Origin of the sequence: Alkalimonas collagenimarina, from assembly GCF_030717845.1 — a bacterium.
Taxonomy (GTDB): domain Bacteria; phylum Pseudomonadota; class Gammaproteobacteria; order Enterobacterales; family Alteromonadaceae; genus Alkalimonas; species Alkalimonas collagenimarina.
In genome coordinates, this window is record NZ_JAUZVZ010000016.1 from 62664 (window position 1) to 81644 (window position 18981).

The 18981-nt window shown below is 47.0% G+C and carries 15 protein-coding genes; 9 read left to right on the forward strand and 6 right to left on the reverse strand.

The window, feature by feature from the left end:
* The 3 genes from Q3O60_RS12125 to gltA all read right to left on the reverse strand — a co-directional run bounded on the left by Q3O60_RS12125 (position 1) and on the right by gltA (position 3093).
* Positions 1-453: a SufE family protein gene (locus tag Q3O60_RS12125; RefSeq protein WP_305894202.1), complete on the reverse strand. Its 453-nt coding sequence runs from the start codon at positions 451-453 to the stop codon at positions 1-3.
* Positions 441-1670 carry an aminotransferase class V-fold PLP-dependent enzyme gene (locus tag Q3O60_RS12130; protein ID WP_305894203.1) on the reverse strand — a complete coding sequence of 410 codons (1230 nt, stop codon included), beginning with the start codon at positions 1668-1670 and terminating at the stop codon, positions 441-443. The genes Q3O60_RS12125 and Q3O60_RS12130 overlap by 13 nt, the downstream gene beginning before the upstream one ends.
* A 139-nt stretch (positions 1671-1809) precedes the next feature.
* Positions 1810-3093: a citrate synthase gene (gltA, locus tag Q3O60_RS12135; RefSeq protein ID WP_305894204.1), complete on the reverse strand. Its 1284-nt coding sequence runs from the start codon at positions 3091-3093 to the stop codon at positions 1810-1812.
* Positions 3094-3466: 373 nt separating this feature from the next.
* On the opposite strand from gltA, the gene sdhC reads away from it, so the two are divergent.
* The 8 genes from sdhC to sucD all read left to right on the forward strand — a co-directional run bounded on the left by sdhC (position 3467) and on the right by sucD (position 13451).
* Positions 3467-3844 (forward strand): succinate dehydrogenase, cytochrome b556 subunit, encoded by a 378-nt coding sequence (gene sdhC / locus Q3O60_RS12140; RefSeq protein ID WP_305894205.1) that lies wholly within the window; start codon positions 3467-3469, stop codon positions 3842-3844.
* The gene (gene sdhD / locus Q3O60_RS12145; RefSeq protein WP_305894206.1) at positions 3835-4200 is read left to right on the forward strand and encodes a succinate dehydrogenase, hydrophobic membrane anchor protein; all 366 of its coding nucleotides are present in this window, start codon (positions 3835-3837) and stop codon (positions 4198-4200) included. The genes sdhC and sdhD overlap by 10 nt, the downstream gene beginning before the upstream one ends.
* Entirely contained in the window at positions 4201-5973 is a 1773-nt protein-coding gene (gene sdhA, locus Q3O60_RS12150; protein ID WP_305894207.1) for a succinate dehydrogenase flavoprotein subunit, read from the forward strand. It abuts the gene before it with no gap.
* 12 nt (positions 5974-5985) lie between these two features.
* A complete protein-coding gene (locus tag Q3O60_RS12155) occupies positions 5986-6705 on the forward strand; it encodes a succinate dehydrogenase iron-sulfur subunit (protein WP_305894208.1) in 720 nt (239 codons plus the stop codon).
* A gap of 114 nt (positions 6706-6819) precedes the next feature.
* Positions 6820-9648 carry a 2-oxoglutarate dehydrogenase E1 component gene (locus Q3O60_RS12160; RefSeq protein ID WP_305894209.1) on the forward strand — a complete coding sequence of 943 codons (2829 nt, stop codon included), beginning with the start codon at positions 6820-6822 and terminating at the stop codon, positions 9646-9648.
* A complete protein-coding gene (odhB, locus tag Q3O60_RS12165) occupies positions 9645-11207 on the forward strand; it encodes a 2-oxoglutarate dehydrogenase complex dihydrolipoyllysine-residue succinyltransferase (protein WP_305894210.1) in 1563 nt (520 codons plus the stop codon). Before Q3O60_RS12160 ends, odhB begins: the two co-directional genes overlap by 4 nt.
* Positions 11208-11412: 205 nt before the next feature.
* On the forward strand, positions 11413-12579 hold the full coding sequence (gene sucC / locus Q3O60_RS12170) for an ADP-forming succinate--CoA ligase subunit beta (RefSeq protein ID WP_305894211.1): 1167 nt from the start codon (positions 11413-11415) through the stop codon (positions 12577-12579).
* Positions 12579-13451 carry a succinate--CoA ligase subunit alpha gene (sucD, locus tag Q3O60_RS12175; RefSeq protein WP_305894212.1) on the forward strand — a complete coding sequence of 291 codons (873 nt, stop codon included), beginning with the start codon at positions 12579-12581 and terminating at the stop codon, positions 13449-13451. Before sucC ends, sucD begins: the two co-directional genes overlap by 1 nt.
* Before the next feature lie 101 nt (positions 13452-13552).
* Here sucD and yfiB read toward each other — a convergent pair whose 3' ends face one another.
* Genes yfiB through yfiR form a run of 3 tightly spaced genes read right to left on the reverse strand, consistent with a single transcriptional unit; the run spans position 13553 to position 15881 of the window.
* Positions 13553-14035, reverse strand: coding sequence for an outer membrane lipoprotein YfiB (yfiB, locus tag Q3O60_RS12180; RefSeq protein ID WP_305894213.1), 483 nt, complete (start codon positions 14033-14035; stop codon positions 13553-13555).
* Positions 14036-14070: 35 nt separating this feature from the next.
* Positions 14071-15312 carry a diguanylate cyclase DgcN/YfiN gene (gene dgcN, locus Q3O60_RS12185; RefSeq protein WP_305894214.1) on the reverse strand — a complete coding sequence of 414 codons (1242 nt, stop codon included), beginning with the start codon at positions 15310-15312 and terminating at the stop codon, positions 14071-14073.
* Positions 15309-15881 carry a regulatory sequestration protein YfiR gene (yfiR, locus tag Q3O60_RS12190; RefSeq protein ID WP_305894215.1) on the reverse strand — a complete coding sequence of 191 codons (573 nt, stop codon included), beginning with the start codon at positions 15879-15881 and terminating at the stop codon, positions 15309-15311. The genes dgcN and yfiR overlap by 4 nt, the downstream gene beginning before the upstream one ends.
* A gap of 354 nt (positions 15882-16235) precedes the next feature.
* On the opposite strand from yfiR, the gene Q3O60_RS12195 reads away from it, so the two are divergent.
* On the forward strand, positions 16236-18981 hold a 2746-nt coding region (locus Q3O60_RS12195), incomplete at its 3' end, for a TonB-dependent receptor plug domain-containing protein (protein WP_305894216.1).

The following is an 18981-nucleotide window of genomic DNA, read 5'->3' on the forward strand; positions in this document are numbered from 1 at the left end:
TCAACTGCTCGCTTGCAACTGTTGTAAGTGTTTGATGACCGAACTTAACCCCTTACTTCGCGACTGACTAAGGTGCTGAGTCAGGTGCAACTCCTTCAGACACAACTCCAGCTGGCATGCTTTAAAGGTTTTGTTATCCATACCATTGATTTGACAAAGCAGGACGGCAAGCAATGCTTTCACAATACGGGCATCGGATTCGAAGACAAAGTAATGCTTATCTTCCACCGAATCAAAGTAGTGCAGCAACCAGGCCCTGCTTTCACATCCTTCAATCAAAGCACTGGACGGTCGGCGCTCTTCTGGCAGGGTAGGTAACTGTCTCGCAAGCCCCATCAGTGCGCGATAACGCTCCTGCCAATGCCCTGGGTTGGCCAGTTCTGGCAATAAATCCTGACGGATGTGCTCAAGAGCTTGAGCAGTTTCAGCAATACAATCATTCATGAAGGACATAGCAGCTCCACAGCCATACGGATGGCGTTGATGGCGGCATCAACTTCAGCTTGTGTCGTGTAGGCTGCTAAAGAGAGTCGTACCGCTCCGGGGTGATGTATGTTGGCAAATAAAGGCATGGCACAATGTTGCCCAGCCCTTACTGCTATTTTTTGTTCATTCAGCAAGGTGGCGACATCCGTTGGATGCTCACCTCTGACATTAAAGGTAATGATACCGGCATTGTTTGTCGCAGAACTGAGTAATTCGAGTTGAGGCATGGCTTCCAATTGCTGCCAGCCATGCTGCAGTAACTGTTGTTTATGTTGTCGCATGCCAGTTCGGTCTTGTTTTGCAAGCCAATGCAGTGTTGTCCCCAATGCAATGACTTCGGCAATGGCAGAGGTCCCGGCTTCTAACCGAAAGGGCAACTGATGGTATCGGGTATGGTCAAAGCTGACGTGCTGAATCATTTCTCCACCACCAAGCAATGGAGTTAAGCACTCCAATGCCTTTGTTTTGCCATACAAAACGCCCACACCGGTTGGACCATAGATTTTATGGCCAGAAAATACATAAAAATCGGTATTAAGTTGTTGTACATCAATGGTATCGTGCAAGATCCCTTGCGCGCCATCAATCACGGTTAGTGCACCTACAGCTTGTGCTTGTTGCACCATGTCGGCAACGGGCAATACCTGCCCAAGCACATTGGATACATGACAAAAACTGACGACTTTGGGCTGATGTTGCAATAAACGGCTAAACGCAGCCATATCCAGCTGATGATCTACGGTGAGTGGCACAACGTCCAACACAACACCTTTGGACTGACAATGCAGTTGCCAGGGCACAATATTGGCGTGATGTTCAAGTGTTGTGAGTAAGATACGATCGCCCGGTTGCAACACTGTCCCCATCAGACCAAAAGCAAGTTGGTTCAATGCTGCGGTAGTACCACTGGTAAAAATGATTTGTTCGGCCTGTTCCGCACCAATAAAGTCGGCAACGTGTTGTCTGGCTTGCTCGTACAACTGCGTCGCCTGATCACCTAAGCTGTGCGCTCCTCGATGAATATTACTGTTGGCGCTGGCGTAGAAGTGCTGCAAGCTATCCAGCATGATTTGTGGCTTGTGGCTGGTGGCAGCATTATCCAGATAGACCCAGTTTGGATTGGCCTGAAAAAAAGGAAATTGTTGGCGAAAGGTTTCGACGTTAAAGGCCACTGCAAGGGTCAACTTTGAAAAACATCAGGAAATAGTGCCTGTTTTTTAGCAAAGGCGCAATGCCAGTGCATGTAAGAGTCAAGAGACAGAGCTTATACAAAAAGCGACCCTAAGGTCGCTTTTTAAGCCAGTTTACATCACAAAAGAGACATTAACGTTGGTCGATGTCTTTGATATCTCTGGTGTTGTAACCGGTATAAAGCTGGCGTGGGCGACCAATTTTATGGCCTTTCTCGCTCAGCATTTCATCCCAATGGGAGATCCAACCGACCGTTCGTGACATCGCAAAGATGACCGTGAACATGCTGGTAGGAATACCAATGGCTTTTAAGATGATTCCGCTGTAGAAATCGACGTTTGGATACAGCTTTTTCTCGATGAAGTACGGATCTTCCAGCGCAATACGCTCAAGCTCCATCGCGACATCCAGCAGTGGATCTTTGATATTCAGCTCTTTTAGAACTTCGTGGCAGGTCTCTCGCATGACCTTGGCCCGAGGGTCAAAGTTTTTGTAAACACGATGACCAAAGCCCATCAGGCGGAATGAATCGTCTTTATCTTTAGCGCGTTTAACGAATTCAGGAATACGATCAACGGAACCAATTTGTTGTAGCATTTTCAAACAAGCTTCGTTGGCACCGCCGTGCGCAGGGCCCCACAAAGATGCAACACCAGCCGCAATACAGGCATAAGGGTTGGCACCAGATGAACCCGCTAAACGCACGGTTGAGGTAGAGGCATTTTGCTCATGGTCAGCATGCAGCATAAAGATGCGATCCATGGCTTTGGCCAATATAGGACTCACTTTGTAATCTTCCGCTGGTACGGAAAACATCATGTGCAAGAAGTTTTCGGCGTAGCTCAATTCATTACGCGGATAGACAAACGGCTGACCAACGGTGTACTTGTAAGCCATTGCAGAGATGGTCGGTAACTTAGCGATCAGGCGGTGAGCACTACGTTTACGTTGCTCCGGGTCGTTAATATCCAGATCGGAGTGATAGAACGACGACAGGGCACCAACAACACCACACAACATAGCCATAGGGTGGGCATCAACCCGGAAGCCCTGAAAGAAAGAAGCGATTTTTTCGTGCACCATGGTGTGACGAGTGATGGTGTTTTCAAAATCTTCGTACTGCGCATGGTTTGGCAGTTCGCCTTCCAACAATAAGTAACAGAGCTCAAGATAATTTGATTTGTCAGCCAGTTGCTCAATAGGGTAACCGCGATGCAGAAGCACACCTTTGCCACCATCAATAAAGGTAATTTTTGACTCACATGAACCGGTCGACATAAAACCCGGATCAAAGGTGAAATACCCTTGCTGGCCCAAGGCGCGAACGTCTATTACGTCGGTGCCTGCCGTACCTGAATAGATAGGCAACTCGAACGATTTGTCATCGATCTGCACGACGGCTTTTTTATCTGCCATTGGATTTCTCCTATTTATGAATTAAGAATCAAAAGAGGGATGCTGCCGCTATTCTAACTGCAAAGCTACCCTAAAAGTCAATTTTAATGCGTTTTCGGCCAATAAGTATACGACTCTGGTCGTATTGTCAGCGAGCTGTTTTTATGACAGCGTTCCATAACAGGAATTTTTCCTGTAAAACCAAACAAAAATTGTAATAACGAGGCATGAAATATATACTATTGCCGGTGCTGAATCAGTTCACTCCTCTCCCTTGCATGCGCTGAACCAATTGAGGTTTACTGCTGTATCAACAAATGGGGAATGACTGTTTATTCAGTTCTTCAATAATGACAACTAAAGCTCGCAAACGGGCGTCGATGGACAAGAAACTGTGAAAAAGCAAAGACCTGTAAATCTCGACCTGACCACAATTTCACTTCCGGCAGCTGCCAAAGCTTCTATCCTACACCGTGTAACCGGCGTGGCACTATTTATCGCCCTCATTCTGGTTGTATGGGCTTGGGCTGTCTCACTGTCTTCTGCAGAAGGCTTTGAACAAGTGAAAACGGTATTGACCTCTCATTTCGCTAAGTTTTTAGCGTGGGGCACCATCACTGTACTGTTGTATCACCTTATCGGTGGTATCCGTCACATGATCATGGATTTGGGTTATTGGGAAGAATTGGCTTCCGGTAATACCAGTGCTCGTATCGCAATTGGCTTATGGATTATTTTAGCTGTTCTGGCAGGAGTCTGGTTATGGTTTTGAATCAAGCTTCCTTGAAACGTGATGGCGTTCAGGATTACGTTTCCACCCGTGCAACCGCCACTGTATTGGGCTTGTACGCTCTATTTATTTTAGGTTTTTTCTTGTTCACGCCAGAAGTAACTTACGTAACCTGGAACAATCTTTTTGCTCAGCTGTGGATGAAAGTCTTTACATTGCTGGCGCTGATCTCGATAGCCATTCATGCTCGAATTGGTCTATGGCAAGTGGTCACTGACTACATTAAATGTGCACGTATTCGTGCTGTAGTGCAATTCGTTGTCAGCGTGATTGCTTTCAGTTATGTCGCTGTTGGTCTCTTTGTGTTGTGGGGCCTTAAAGCTGTAGGAGTTTCGTAAATGACTATTCCAGTTCGTGAGTTTGATGCCATCGTGATTGGCGCAGGTGGTGCCGGTATGCGTGCAGCCTTGCAAATTACTGAGTCAGGGTTAAGTTGTGCGTTGTTATCCAAGGTTTTTCCAACCCGTTCTCATACGGTGTCTGCACAAGGCGGTATTACCGTTGCTTTAGGTAATTCACACCCGGACAATTGGGAATGGCATATGTTTGATACCGTGAAAGGTTCCGATTATATCGGTGATCAGGACGCGATCGAATATATGTGTAAAACCGGCCCTGAGGCCATTACTGAATTAGAAAATATGGGTCTGCCATTTTCACGCTTTGAAAATGGCCGGGTCTATCAACGTCCTTTTGGCGGTCAGTCGAAAGAGTTCGGTGGTGAGCAAGCGGCTCGCACCGCGGCTGCGGCAGACCGTACGGGGCATGCCTTGTTGCACTTGCTGTATCAGCAAAACGTCAAAAACCGTACTCAGGTGTTCAGCGAGTGGTATGCCCTTGATTTGGTAAAAAACCAGGATGGCGCCATTGTCGGTTGTACTGCGATTGATATAGAAACCGGCGAAATTGTTTACTTCAAATCCAAAGCCACGGTTCTGGCCACTGGTGGTGCTGGCCGTATTTATGCCTCTACTACCAATGCCCATATCAATACAGGTGATGGCGTGGGTATGGCACTGCGTGCTGGTGTGCCGCTGCAAGATATGGAAATGTGGCAGTTCCATCCAACCGGTATAGCCGGAGCTGGTACCTTGGTAACGGAAGGTTGCCGTGGGGAAGGTGGTTACTTGCTGAATAAAGACGGCGAGCGCTTTATGGAGCGTTACGCGCCAAATGCAAAAGACCTGGCTGGCCGCGATGTGGTTGCTCGCTCTATGATGACCGAAATTCGTGAAGGTCGTGGCTGTGAAGGCCCGTGGGGTGTTCACCTTAAATTGAAGCTGGACCATCTGGGCGCCGATGTGCTGGAAAGTCGTTTGCCAGGCATTTGTGAGCTATCCCGTACTTTTGCTCATGTTGACCCGGTGAAAGAGCCTATCCCTGTGATCCCAACCTGCCACTACATGATGGGTGGTATTCCGACCAATGTGAATGGTCAGGTGATTAAACCCACTGCAGATGGTAAATCCAGTGTAGTCGCTGGTTTGTTTGCTTGTGGCGAGATCGCGTGTGTTTCGGTGCATGGTGCCAACCGTTTGGGTGGTAATTCCTTGTTGGATCTGGTGGTGTTTGGTCGTGCAACTGGCTTGCACCTTGGCGAAGCGTTGGCCGCAACTGCTGAAGCGCGTCCTGCTTCTGAATCTGATTTGGATGCCGCACTGGCACGTACCCGTCGCTGGGAGGATAGCAAACCAGGGCAGGGTGAAGACCCGGTGCAAATCAAGAAAGATTTGCAAAACTGCATGCAGCTTAATTTCTCGGTATTCCGTGAAGGTGAGGCCATGGCTGAAGGTTTGGCTGAGCTGAAAACCATCCGTGAGCGTTTGCAATTCGCCCGTTTGGATGACAAGAGTTCCGACTTTAATACCATGCGGATTGAATGTCTGGAGCTGGATAACCTGATGGAAACGGCTTATTCAACCGCCGTTGCTGCCAATTTCCGTACCGAGAGTCGTGGTGCTCATGCCCGCTTTGACTTCCCGGATCGGGATGATGCTAACTGGTTATGTCACAGCGTCTATACCCCGGATACTGAATCCATGTTTAAGCGCGATGTGAATCTGGAGCCGAAGTTCCGTGAAGCATTCCCGCCAAAAGCGCGTACTTATTAAGAGGGCACAGCGATGAAGAATTTAGTTTTCTCGATCTATCGTTACAACCCTGATGTCGATGATGCACCTCGCATGCAGGATTATACGCTGGAGAATCCGGAAGGCCGGGACATGATGGTGCTGGATGCACTGATCAAACTGAAAGAGCAGGACCCAACCTTATCGTTTCGCCGCTCATGCCGTGAAGGGGTTTGTGGCTCCGATGGTTTGAACATGAATGGTAAAAATGGCCTGGCTTGTATTACGCCGCTGTCAGCTACTGGCACCAAGGGCGGTAAAATTGTAGTGCGTCCATTACCAGGTTTGCCTGTTGTGCGTGACTTGGTGGTCGATATGAGCCAATTTTACACGCAGTATGAAAAAGTAAAACCGTACTTAATTAACGACAGCAACCTGCCTCCTGCCGGTGAGTTTTTGCAATCTCCAGAGCAGCGTGCCGAGTTGGATGGCTTGTACGAGTGTATTTTGTGTGCTTGTTGCTCTACATCATGCCCGTCATTCTGGTGGAACCCAGACAAGTTTATTGGCCCGGCTGGGTTGTTGCATGCTTATCGCTTTTTAGCGGATAGCCGCGATACCGCGACTGAAGAACGGTTGAATGATCTTGACGATGCGTTCAGCGTGTTCCGTTGTCATGGCATTATGAACTGTGTCAATGTGTGTCCTAAAGGGTTAAACCCAACTAAAGCAATTGGACACATCAAATCGATGTTGTTAAACCGGGCGTTGTAATGCGCCCATCTTTTTTGATGAAAAGCTGATGCAAGCAAAAAAATAACAGAGCTTAAGCTATACTGTTATTTTTTTGCGATTTTTTTCCAGGTGCGCAGATATAAGGGAAACTAAATGCACGAAGGTGTAATGAAGGCGTGGCTAGAGTCTTCTCATCTCGGCGGTGGCAACATGGCCTACGTGGATGAACTCTATGAATCCTACTTGGCGGAACCTACCAGTGTAGGGGATGAATGGCGAGAGTTTTTTGCTCAATTGCCAAAACTTGACGGTGTTGATTTGGAGACTCGTCATTCTGATATCCGCCAGCAATTTGCTGATCTCGCTCGCAACAAACACCGCGAAGTGGTGACGGTAGCAGGCAGTCAAGCGGCTGATTCTCGTCAGGTGAAAGTACTGCAACTGATCAACTCCTATCGTTTTCGTGGTCATCAACTGGCGAAACTGGACCCATTGAACTTATGGCCTCAGCAGCGCATTCGTGATCTTGAATTATCACATCATGAATTGTCTCAAGCTGATTACGATACAGAGTTCAATGTTGGATCATTCGCTGGTGGTTCTGACACCATGAAATTGGGTGATTTGCATAAAGCACTGGAAAAAACCTACTGCGGTTCCATCGGTGCTGAGTACATGCATATTGTCTCAACCGATGAAAAACGCTGGATCCAGCAACGTTTAGAAAGCATTCACTCTGCACCTACCTTTGAAAAAAATACCAAAGAGCGCATTTTAAAAGATTTAATTGCCGCAGATGGTCTGGAAAAGTATCTGGGGTCTAAATTCCCGGGTGCGAAGCGATTTGGTCTCGAAGGTGGCGATGCCATGATCCCAATGCTGAAAACCATGATCCATCGTGCCGGTGAACAAGGCGCGAAAGATTGTGTCATTGGTATGGCACACCGTGGTCGTTTAAACACCTTAATTAACGTGTTGGGCAAGAACCCATCCGAATTGTTTGACGAGTTTGCTGGCAAATATACCGTGGTTGGCGCTGGTGATGTGAAATACCACATGGGTTTCTCATCTGATTTTGCCACCAAAGGCGGCGATGTTCACCTTGCCATGGCGTTTAACCCGTCTCACCTGGAAATTGTCAACCCTGTGGTGATGGGTTCAGTTCGTGCTCGCTTGGATCGCCGTGGTTGCACTGATGGCTCTTTGGCTTTGCCAATTACCATTCATGGTGATTCTGCCTTTGCCGGTCAGGGTGTGGTTGCTGAGACCTTCAATATCTCGCAAACCCGTGCCTTTAAAGTAGGTGGCACCGTTCGCTTGGTGATTAATAATCAGGTTGGCTTTACCACTTCAAACCGTGAAGATACGCGTTCTACCGAATACTGTACTGATATTGCCAAAATGGTGCAGGCGCCAATTTTCCATGTCAATGGCGATGATCCTGAAGCCGTAGTACTGGTAGCACAATTGGCTGTGGATTACCGCAATACCTTTAAACGCGATGTCGTGATTGATTTGGTGTGCTATCGCCGTAATGGCCATAACGAAGCCGATGAGCCAAATGCGACTCAGCCGTTGATGTATCAAAAAATTAAGAAACACCCAACACCTCGTGAAATCTATGCTGAGCAGCTGATCAATGAAGGTCAGTTTACTGCTGAAGATATCAAAGCCATGATGTCTGATTATCGCGATGCGCTCGATAAAGGCGATTGCGTGGTTGATGAATGGCGTAAGATGGATCATGAAAGCTCAGTCGACTGGACCCCATTCCTGAATCAGGACTGGGATTCAGAGTACGATGGTGGCATGACAGTTGAAACGTTGGTGGCTTTGGGTGAAAAAGCCATTGCCGTACCTGAAACTCACCCGATGCAGCGTCAGGTGGCACGTGTCTATGAAGACCGGGCCAAAATGCTGGCTGGTGAGAAGAAAATTGATTGGGGTTTTGCTGAGATTTTAGCGTATGCATCAATTGTGGATAGCGGTAATCGCATCCGTATCGTTGGGCAGGACTCTGGTCGTGGTACCTTTTTCCACCGCCATGCCGTGTTGCACAATCAGACCGATGGCAGCACCTTTACACCGTTAGAGCATATCTCTGAACAGCAAGGGCCGTTTCAGGTGTACGATTCTGCCTTATCTGAAGAAGCCGTTATGGCCTTCGAGTATGGTTATGCCACAGCCGAACCAAGAGCCTTGGTGATTTGGGAAGGTCAATTTGGTGACTTTGCCAATGGCGCTCAGGTGGTGATCGATCAATTCCTCAGTTCTGGTGAGCAAAAGTGGGGCCGTTTGTGTGGTCTGACGTTGCTGTTGCCACATGGTTACGAGGGGCAGGGTCCAGAGCACTCATCTGCACGTCTGGAGCGCTTTTTGCAATTGTGTGCTGATCACAATATGCAGGTGTGTATTCCAACTACGCCAGCTCAAGTATTCAATATGCTGCGTCGTCAGTTGGTCCGTCCAATGCGCCGGCCACTGATCGTGATGTCACCAAAGTCCTTGCTACGTCACTCGATGGCAACGTCGACCCTGGAAGAGTTAGCGTCGGGTCGTTACCTGAATGTCATTGGCGAAATCGACGATATCAAGCCGAAAGACGTCAAACGAGTGGTGTTCTGTAGTGGTAAAGTCTACTTCGATTTGTTGGATGAACGCCGTAAGCGTGAAATTAACGACATTGCTCTGATCCGTGTTGAGCAACTGTACCCGTTCCCGCATGATGAAATGGATCAGGTTTTAAGCCAGTACAGCCATGTTACTGATTTTGTTTGGTGTCAGGAAGAGCCACAGAATCAGGGCGCCTGGTACTGCAGCCAACATCATTTCCGTCATGCTATTGGTAAAAATGGCTACCTGACCTATGCTGGACGTGAAGCCTCCGCTTCGCCTGCGGTTGGGTATTTATCGGTACATAATAAACAGCAGCAAGCTTTAATTAATGATGCGCTGACACTGAATCATGAGGCCAACCAATGACAGATATTAAAGTACCTGTATTGCCTGAATCAGTCGCTGATGCAACCGTCGCTAAATGGCATGTTGCTGAAGGAGACTCGGTCAGCCGCGATCAGATCGTCGTAGATATCGAAACCGACAAAGTTGTGCTTGAGGTGGCTGCACCGGATGATGGTGTGATTGGTTCCATCAAGCACCAAGAAGGTGATACGGTCACTGCCGAGCAGGTTTTAGCCACGTTAACTGCTGGTGACGGTAATAAAGAATCAAGTAAAGCTTCAGCATCTGAGTCTTCTGAAGACAAGCAACCTGCTGAGACCTCTCAATCTGAACAATCCGCAAAAGGTGAACAAGTGGACATTCAAGTACCTGTACTTCCTGAATCCGTTGCAGATGCAACAATTGCAACCTGGCATGTAAAACCAGGTGAAGCCGTTTCCCGTGACCAGGTATTGGTTGATATTGAAACCGATAAAGTCGTGCTGGAAGTGGTTGCTCAAGCTGATGGTGTAATGGGAGAGATCCTGGAAGACACCGGTTCGACCGTAAATGCGGAACAGGTGATTGGTAAGTTAGAAGCAGGCGCCTCATCTGGTAAATCTGAAAGTAAGTCTGACGATGATTCCGCGAGTAAGTCCGACAGCAAATCAGAAACTAAAGCAGACAGCAGCGACAATGACTCAGATAGCAGCGATGAGGCCATGAGCCCGTCGGTTCGTCGCTTGGTCGCTGAAAAAGGACTGGATGCCAGCAAAATTAAAGGCAGCGGTAAAAATGGTCGTATCACCAAAGAAGATGTGGAAAAATTTGCATCCTCTGCCGGTAGTAAAGAAACGGCGAAGCCAGCCGCAAGCTCCGCTCCGGCTGCTGTTTCAGGTGACCGCACACAAAAACGAGTGCCGATGACACGGTTGCGTAAAACCATCGCCAACCGTTTGTTGGAAGCGAAAAACTCCACCGCCATGCTGACTACGTTCAACGAAGTGAACATGAAACCTATCATGGATCTGCGTAAGCAGTACCAAGAAGTGTTCGAGAAGCGCCACGGTATCCGGTTAGGCTTTATGTCGTTCTATGTCAAAGCCGTCACTGAAGCGTTGAAACGTTTCCCTGAAGTGAATGCAGCTATCGATGGCGATGACATTGTGTACCACAATTATTTTGATATCAGCATTGCCGTGTCAACGCCACGTGGTTTGGTTACGCCGGTATTGCGCGATTGCGATAAAATGAATCTGGCTGAAATTGAAAAAGCCATTAAAGAGCTGGCACTAAAAGGCCGTGATGGCAAATTATCGATGGATGACCTAACCGGCGGTAACTTTACCATCACCAACGGTGGTGTCTTTGGTTCCTTGATGTCTACACCTATTATCAATCCACCGCAGTCTGCTATTTTAGGCATGCACAAAATCCAGGATCGAGCCATGGTCGTTGACGGTAAAATTGAAATTTTACCGATGATGTATCTTGCTCTGTCTTATGATCATCGCATTATTGATGGCAAAGAGTCAGTTGGTTATCTGGTGACCATTAAAGAATTACTGGAAGATCCAACGCGTATTTTGTTGGATATCTAAGCCATAGAGATTGGCATAAAATAAGCAGAATAAGCGGGTTATTGCTAGTAAACTGATTTTTTATGCCAAAAGTTCGAAAAAAAATGCTGCAGTACGACGTCTGTAGCATTCCGAATCAGGCAGTGAGGCGCTATACTATGCGCCGATCTGTAGGTCAGGCTGCACCGCTAGGGCAGCTTTCATTTTTTAAGAACGGAAAATAGCCATGAATTTGCACGAGTATCAGGCAAAACAGCTGTTCCGCGAATACGGTTTACCGGTATCAGAAGGCTTTGCGGAAGAAACTCCTCAAGCTGCTGCTGAAGCTGCAGACCGTGTTGGTGGTAATCGCTGGGTCGTAAAAGCACAGGTTCACGCTGGTGGCCGCGGTAAAGCGGGTGGTGTGAAACTGGTTTCTTCTAAAGAAGAAATCCGTAATTTTGCTCAGCATTGGTTGGGTAAAAACTTGGTGACTTACCAAACTGACGAAAAAGGCCAGCCGGTCAGCAAAATCTTGGTTGAGTCATGCACTGACATCGAAAAAGAATTGTATTTAGGCGCTGTAGTCGATCGTGCCAGCCGTCGTATCGTCTTTATGGCATCGACGGAAGGCGGTGTTGATATCGAGAAAGTGGCTGAAGAGACGCCAGAGAAGATCATCAAGGTTGCGGTTGATCCTTTAGTTGGTGCTCAGCCTTTCCAGGCGCGTGAAATTGGTTTCAAGCTTGGTTTAACGTCTGAGCAAATCAAGCAATTTACCAAAATTTACCTGGGCCTGGCTCAGATGTTTGTAGATCTTGATATTGCACTGATCGAAGTAAACCCTCTGGTCATTACTTCTGCCGGTAATCTGCATTGCCTGGATGCCAAGTTAGTCGTCGACAGCAATGCGTTGTACCGTCAGCCAAAAATCCGCGATTTCCATGATCCTTCGCAAGAAGACGAGCGTGAAGCACGTGCTGCACAATGGGAACTGAACTACGTGGCATTGGATGGCAACATTGGTTGTATGGTCAATGGCGCAGGTCTGGCTATGGGTACCATGGACATCGTCAAGTTAAGCGGTGGCCAACCAGCGAACTTCCTGGATGTTGGCGGCGGCGCGACAAAAGAGCGTGTGTCTGAAGCATTTAAAATTATCTTATCGGATTCTGCTGTGAAAGCGGTCTTCGTGAATATCTTTGGTGGTATCGTCCGTTGTGACATGATTGCTGAAGGTATTATCGGTGCTGTTGAAGACGTTGGCGTGAATGTTCCTGTTGTAGTTCGCTTAGAAGGCAACAATGCTGAACTGGGTGCCAAAAAACTGCAAGAAAGCGGTCTGAACATCATTGCAGCCAACTCACTGAGCGAAGCTGCTCAAGCCGTTGTTAAAGCAGCAGGAGGCAAATAATGAGTATTCTGATCAATAAAGACACCAAAGTGATCTGTCAGGGTTTTACTGGCAGTCAGGGTACCTTCCATTCCACTCAGGCTATCGAATATGGCACTCAGATGGTTGGTGGTGTGAGCCCGGGTAAAGGTGGTAGCACACATTTAGGTTTACCAGTATTTAATACCGTACGTGATGCGGTAGAAGCCACTGGTGCAACCGCTACTGTGATCTATGTACCAGCACCATTCTGTAAAGATGCAATCGTTGAAGCGGCAGATGCTGGTATTGAACTGATTGTTTGTATTACCGAAGGTATCCCAACCATCGATATGCTGTTTGTTAAAGAGTACATCGATCAGAAAGGCGTACGGATGATTGGCCCTAACTGCCCGGGTGTGATCACGCCAGGTGAATGTAAAATTGGTATTATGCCAGGCCACATTCATAAAGCAGGTAAAGTAGGTATTGTGTCACGTTCTGGCACCTTGACCTATGAAGCTGTCAAACAAACCACAGACGAAGGCTTTGGTCAATCGACCTGTGTTGGTATTGGTGGTGACCCAATCCCTGGTTCTAACTTCATTGATATTTTGAAGTTATTCCAGGACGATCCGAAAACAGAAGCCATTGTGATGATCGGCGAAATCGGTGGTACCGCTGAAGAAGAAGCGGCTGCCTTTATCAAAGAAAACGTCACTAAGCCAGTGGTGTCTTACATTGCTGGTGTAACCGCACCTCCAGGTAAGCGCATGGGTCATGCCGGTGCTATCATCTCTGGTGGTAAAGGTACTGCAGATGACAAGTTCCTGGCGTTGGAAGATGCAGGCGTGAAAACCGTTCGTTCTTTGGCAGATATCGGTAAAGCACTGCGTGAACTGACCGGTTGGTAAGTTGTTTGGTGATTTAAAAAAACCGCTGGATGCAAATCCTGCGGTTTTTTTTGTGCTTATGACAAGTGAATGGTCTTGCTATTGCTGTATGCTACTTTGGGTTAGAAATCAGGCCCAACAATAATGGATACTCGACGATTCTGTGCACGGCCATCCGCCGTATTGTTGGTTGAGATCGGAAGCGTGCTACCCATGCCTTTGGTTGTAATCAGGCTTTCTGCAGTATCAAAGCTGATAAAAGCTTCAGCGACCCGATCTGCGCGACGTTGAGAAAGTTGCAGGTTGTATTCTTCGTCACCGGTTGCATCAGCATGACCTTCAATGCGCAGGTTATTTATGCCGATACTTTGTAAGGTACCGCTTAATCGACGAATTTCGGCTTTGCTTGCCTCAGAGAGTTTGTCTTGGTCAAAGCCGAAAAGTAAAAGTACCGATAAATTTAAAACCCACTCATCGCCAAAGGGCTCAAATCCTTCTTGCATTAAAACTCTGACTTGCTGATTGGTTAGCCCCTGTGTGCTTTGGCAGCCTGCAAGCAATAAACCAAGTACAATGATTAGGCAAATAGAATGAAATCGTCTCATGAACATACCTCTTTAAAGTCGTCAGCTCTACTGTGTTAAGACTGGGGGATATTGTAGCCATTTCTGCCGCTGCGCTTGACCTGATACATCGCTGTATCGGCAGCATGCAAAAGCTCTTCTACACTGTGACCATGGATAGGAAAGCAAGCCACACCAATACTAACGGATACGTTGACTATGCTTTGGTCAGGCAGTGTCATTGGTTGGCTCACTTGTGCGATGATTTTTTCACAAAGTTGATCGATATGTTCAGGCGACTCGGCAGCATCAATCAGGACGCAAAACTCATCACCACCTAAACGGGCGATTAAATCGGTTGAGCGCAAGTTTTGTTGAATGCGGCAGGCCATATTTTTTATGACCTCATCCCCTGCAGCATGACCATAAGTATCATTGACAGCTTTGAAACCATCGCCATCGATATAAAGAATGGAGAGCTCACCAGATTGACGTTTTGCCCGTTCTACTGCTGATTTAAGCGCACTTTCAAAAAAGCTACGATTACGGATACCAGTTAGTGAATCATAGTAGGCATGTTGTTGCAGCTCGCTGTGTGCGGCCTCAACGGTTGTCTGCCACTGATTTAGTTCATCCAGTAAGGCATTAAAATCGATACGTAGTTGATCAATTTCTGCAATTTTGCTGCGAGAAACACGTTGGCTGAAATCACGTTCTGCCCGTACCTTCGATGTTACTGTGGCTAACTCTAACAGTGGTTTGCTCATTAAGTGATGTAAATGCCGGGTGCCCCACAACAGCAAGGCTAAGGTTAAGCCAAGGCTAAATAATAAACTGATCAACCCTTGAGACATAAAGAGTAAAATACGTTCGCCTTGAGGCCATAAAGTAATTTCAGCAATGGGTTCTTGCTGCATGACGATCGGGGCACTCTCAGGTTGTAACAACCAATGGATGAGCTGTTCAGAAAGACGACTGCGCTCTGTAGGTGAGTTCAACTTCCAATTGAGGTAGTGTTCACCGTTTTGCAGGGTGATTTGTGCATTGGCCACATCGGCATCGCTTAGTAAGTGTGCGAGTTGCTCGGCAACAATTTCTTTATCATCAAAAAATACGGCCGCTTCGATAGTGACAGCAGTCGAGCGAGCAACCAGTTGCAAGTTCATTTGCGCGAAAGCCGTAAGTTTGTTCATGCCGATGCTGCCAATGATGATGGCTAATGATACAACGCTGATAAGTAATACCAACAGAGTCGTTTTTATGTATATGCGTTGCAGTGATGGCAATTGCGCGGCTTTCTTACGGTGTAAAGCCCTCATAAGCCACTCCTGTGCTGCCCCAGCCGCAGAACGCTTGGATGGATCCTTACGCTGCTTCGGGATACAGCATCGAGGTTTACTTTAAAAGTGGCTTTGTCGTTGTTTATATTGAAGCAAAACATGCCACCAATACTGCAGTGTTCATTTTCTTCCTCTATGGTGATGACTGCCGAGCTGCCTACAGCTGCATACAATTGTTTGTAGAGCTCGCTTGGTAAGTGACCTGCATAATACAGGTGACATTCAGTTGTCAGGCTAAGTACTTGCTCAATGGATGTGGATTGGCTAACCACAGGCACATCACCAATAAAGTGGGTAGCTAGTAGTAATGTTTCTGCATGCTTTACTTGTCCAACGACGCATATATCGACTTGTTGCAGAGGCTCAGGCCAGCGGCTGTAACGAATGATACCAAGGACCAAACTGGCTACTTGTTCTGTAATAGGGATCAGCTGACTTACTTGTTGCTTAGGGGCTTCTTTTGCAGAAACAGCACTGACAGACGTGAGCAACAGTATGCTTAATGAGACAAAGGTGATTTTGAAGAAAAATCTTAAGTGGAGTGTCACTGCCAAATCCATTTCTTTGAGTGGGAATGCTGTCCTAGCACTGCAAATGATAACATAGTTCTATGTTTATCGGCCAACAAATAGCAAGCTTGAGCTTATTTCTCATATTTTTCAAGTAGCGCTTTTCCTTCAACTTATCAGTTCAATGTCTACAGCTCTTTATGCTGTATCTGTGTCGCGAAAGTGAATTTAAACCAGAGTCAGCATTATACTCATTCCTTAATGTTTGTTTGATTGACTAATTTAACGAATTATAAATTGAAATTCTCTGATACCAATCTAAGCTTGATAAAAGCAGTTATGTATGCTGCACAATACAGTTATAAAAATAAAATAATTTATCAGGGACAAAAAATGATAAAAATTAAACCAACTATCAGAAAAAGCCCTCTGGCATTAGCAATTGGGGGCGTACTGGCCACCACCATACTCAGCCCCGCTGCTTTTGCTTTGCAAAACGAAATTGAAGAAGAAGAGGTCCGTTCAACTGAGCGAATTCAGGTGATCGGTTCGCGCATCCGGCAAGACGGCTTTGATGAAGCGATGCCTGTCGATATTGTATTGGCAAGTGATGCTGCTAGCCAAGGGATCTCGGATGTAGCTGAATTGCTAAGAGCATTCAGTGCTGCAGCTGGTGGCCCGCAAGCTACTGCGGCTCTATCGACAGCTTTATTGCAAGAGGGCGGTGTCGGAGCGGAAACCGTTTCTTTGCGTGGCTTAGGAGCAAATCGTACCTTGGTGCTGTTGAATGGTCGTCGGATTGGCCCAGCGGGTACCCGTGGCGAGGTATCATCGTTTGATTTCAATGTCCTACCCATTGAAGTGGTTGATCGCTTGGAGATCCTGAAAGATGGTGCTTCTTCCTTGTATGGTTCTGACGCTGTCGCTGGTGTTATTAACATCATTACCAAGAAAGGTGATGGTGGCAATGTTACGGTGAATCTTAGCCAGCCATTTGAAAGTGGTGGAGAGCAACAACGCCTCAGTGCAACTTATGGTTCTACGTTCAACCGTGGTAGCTTTAGAGTGACAGCTGATTACAACTTGCAACGGGAACTGACAAAGAGAGATCGATCCCACTTTGGCTGTGGTGAACGCTATGTGTTTGATGCGGCAACTGGTGAGCGCGCCGATTTAATTGATCCGCGTACCGGTGCGACCCAGTGCCGTGACTTATTGTGGGGGCAGGTATGGTTGTATGATTACCAAGATGATTTTACTGATGATGTGAACCGTCCGGGGAATACCCAGCGCATTCAGTACGATTTTGATGGTGTTCTTGGTAACTATGTTCCACCTTTTTCGACTGATCCAAACAATCCATATCATATCGGCACTCCTTCTGGTTGGTACCCTGTAGGCTATGATGCAGCCTCAGATGCGGTGGAGGATTATCAGCATCCATTCTTCGGCTTGACATCACTAATACCACGTAACGAACGAATCACCTTGTTTGGTGAAGGCGATTATGAAATTAGCGATAATCTGACTGCTTATGCTGAGGTGTTGCTGAATCGACGCAATACTGATGTTAACGGCTATCGGCAGTATTGGGGGTATATCTATAACTCCAACTTTGATTTCGCTAATTTTGACGTGGTCGAAGGTGCAGGGAACCCGCTAAGTCAAGGCTGGACAGGAGCAAACTGGTTGAGTCCAACACCAATCACTGATCATTCGGGTTCAGGTGTGCGGGTTGATTACTATCGATTTGTCGCGGGTTTAACTGGTGATATAGGAAATAATTGGTACTGGGATTTGGCTTATCAGCATAGCCGCTCAGAAGGCACATATAAAACACAAATTATATGGAATGATTCGATCAATGATCAAAACTTTGCAACTGAGTCCTGTGTTGGTACGGTGACCTCGGTACGTGGAGTGCCGTGCATTGATATTCCCTGGCTTGATCCGGAATTTTTGCGAGGTAATGTTTCGCCTGCGGTCCGTGATTTCTTATTTGGAGAGGATATAGGTAAGACTATTTACACTCAGAAGTCATTAGAGGGCTTTATTTCTGGTGATGTGTTTGATTTACCAGCTGGCCCGGTAGGGATAGCGGTTGGCTTTAATTATCAGCGTGACTCCATCAATGATACCCCTGGAGACGCAATGCGCAATGGTAATGCGTGGGGTTCTTCTCAGGCAGGGATAACCGCAGGTAAAGACACCAGTAAAGCATTTTTTGCCGAAGCGCAGTTACCACTACTACAGGATTTACCTCTTGCCGAGTCACTGGACCTTACTTTGTCAGGACGTTACACCGACGTAGATTCATCAGGAAGCGATACGACTTATAAGGCTGGTATAAACTGGATGTTAGGTGCAGGCTTTAGGGTTCGCGCCTCACATGGTACTTCATTCAGGGCTCCGGCCTTGTTTGAGTTGTATCTAAATGAACAAACCGGCTCTCTGCGCCAATCATTGGCTGACCCCTGTGTGCTATGGGGAACACGTTTGGATGAAGGTGCAATTACACAACGTATTGCGGATAACTGCTTAGCAGATGGTATTCCCGCAGATTATGGTGGCGGCGCAATCAGCGCAACAACGGTTACAGGGGGAGGGTTCGGCTTGCTGGAGCCAGAAACATCCCGCTCCAATACTATAGGTTTTGTGTATCAACCAACATTTATGCGTAATCTGAATCTATCGTGGGATTACTTTGATATTAAAATCGAAGGCGAAGTCACCAATCTTGGAGGGGGGGATATTGTTCGGCAATGTTATAACTCGTTGAACTTTGCCACGGAACCGCTTTGTAATCAGTTTGATCGGGATCCTCTCGATCTGCGTGTTTCGGAGATTCGGGGCGGATATTTGAATATTTCCAGCCAAGTGAACCGTGGTTACGATGTCCGTATTGCTTATCAACATGATTTGTCATTTGGTCGCTTAAGCTTAACAGCTCAAGGAACTCGCCAACTGGAAGCGTCCAGACAGTTGTTTGAAACTGAGGATCCAGAAGATAGAACTGGTGAGTTTGGCCGTCCGCAGAATGTTGGAAGTTTGACAGCCAACTTAATGATGGATGACTGGGTATTCAGTTGGACTGGTCGTTATGTTGGTAGTGTATCAAACCATATTAGGCCCTTCAGGA

Bases quoted from the DNA above. Each gene is read 5' to 3' on its own strand.
- odhB (WP_305894210.1), top strand. From the start codon at position 9,645: ATGACAGATATTAAAGTACCTGTATTGCCTGAATCAGTCGCTGATGCA.
- sucD (WP_305894212.1), top strand. From the start codon at position 12,579: ATGAGTATTCTGATCAATAAAGACACCAAAGTGATCTGTCAGGGTTTT.
- sdhD (WP_305894206.1), top strand. From the start codon at position 3,835: ATGGTTTTGAATCAAGCTTCCTTGAAACGTGATGGCGTTCAGGATTAC.
- gltA (WP_305894204.1), bottom strand. From the start codon at position 3,093: ATGGCAGATAAAAAAGCCGTCGTGCAGATCGATGACAAATCGTTCGAG.
- Q3O60_RS12155 (WP_305894208.1), top strand. From the start codon at position 5,986: ATGAAGAATTTAGTTTTCTCGATCTATCGTTACAACCCTGATGTCGAT.
- sucC (WP_305894211.1), top strand. From the start codon at position 11,413: ATGAATTTGCACGAGTATCAGGCAAAACAGCTGTTCCGCGAATACGGT.
- Q3O60_RS12160 (WP_305894209.1), top strand. From the start codon at position 6,820: ATGCACGAAGGTGTAATGAAGGCGTGGCTAGAGTCTTCTCATCTCGGC.
- Q3O60_RS12125 (WP_305894202.1), bottom strand. From the start codon at position 453: ATGTCCTTCATGAATGATTGTATTGCTGAAACTGCTCAAGCTCTTGAG.
- dgcN (WP_305894214.1), bottom strand. From the start codon at position 15,312: ATGAGGGCTTTACACCGTAAGAAAGCCGCGCAATTGCCATCACTGCAA.
- yfiB (WP_305894213.1), bottom strand. From the start codon at position 14,035: ATGAGACGATTTCATTCTATTTGCCTAATCATTGTACTTGGTTTATTG.
- sdhA (WP_305894207.1), top strand. From the start codon at position 4,201: ATGACTATTCCAGTTCGTGAGTTTGATGCCATCGTGATTGGCGCAGGT.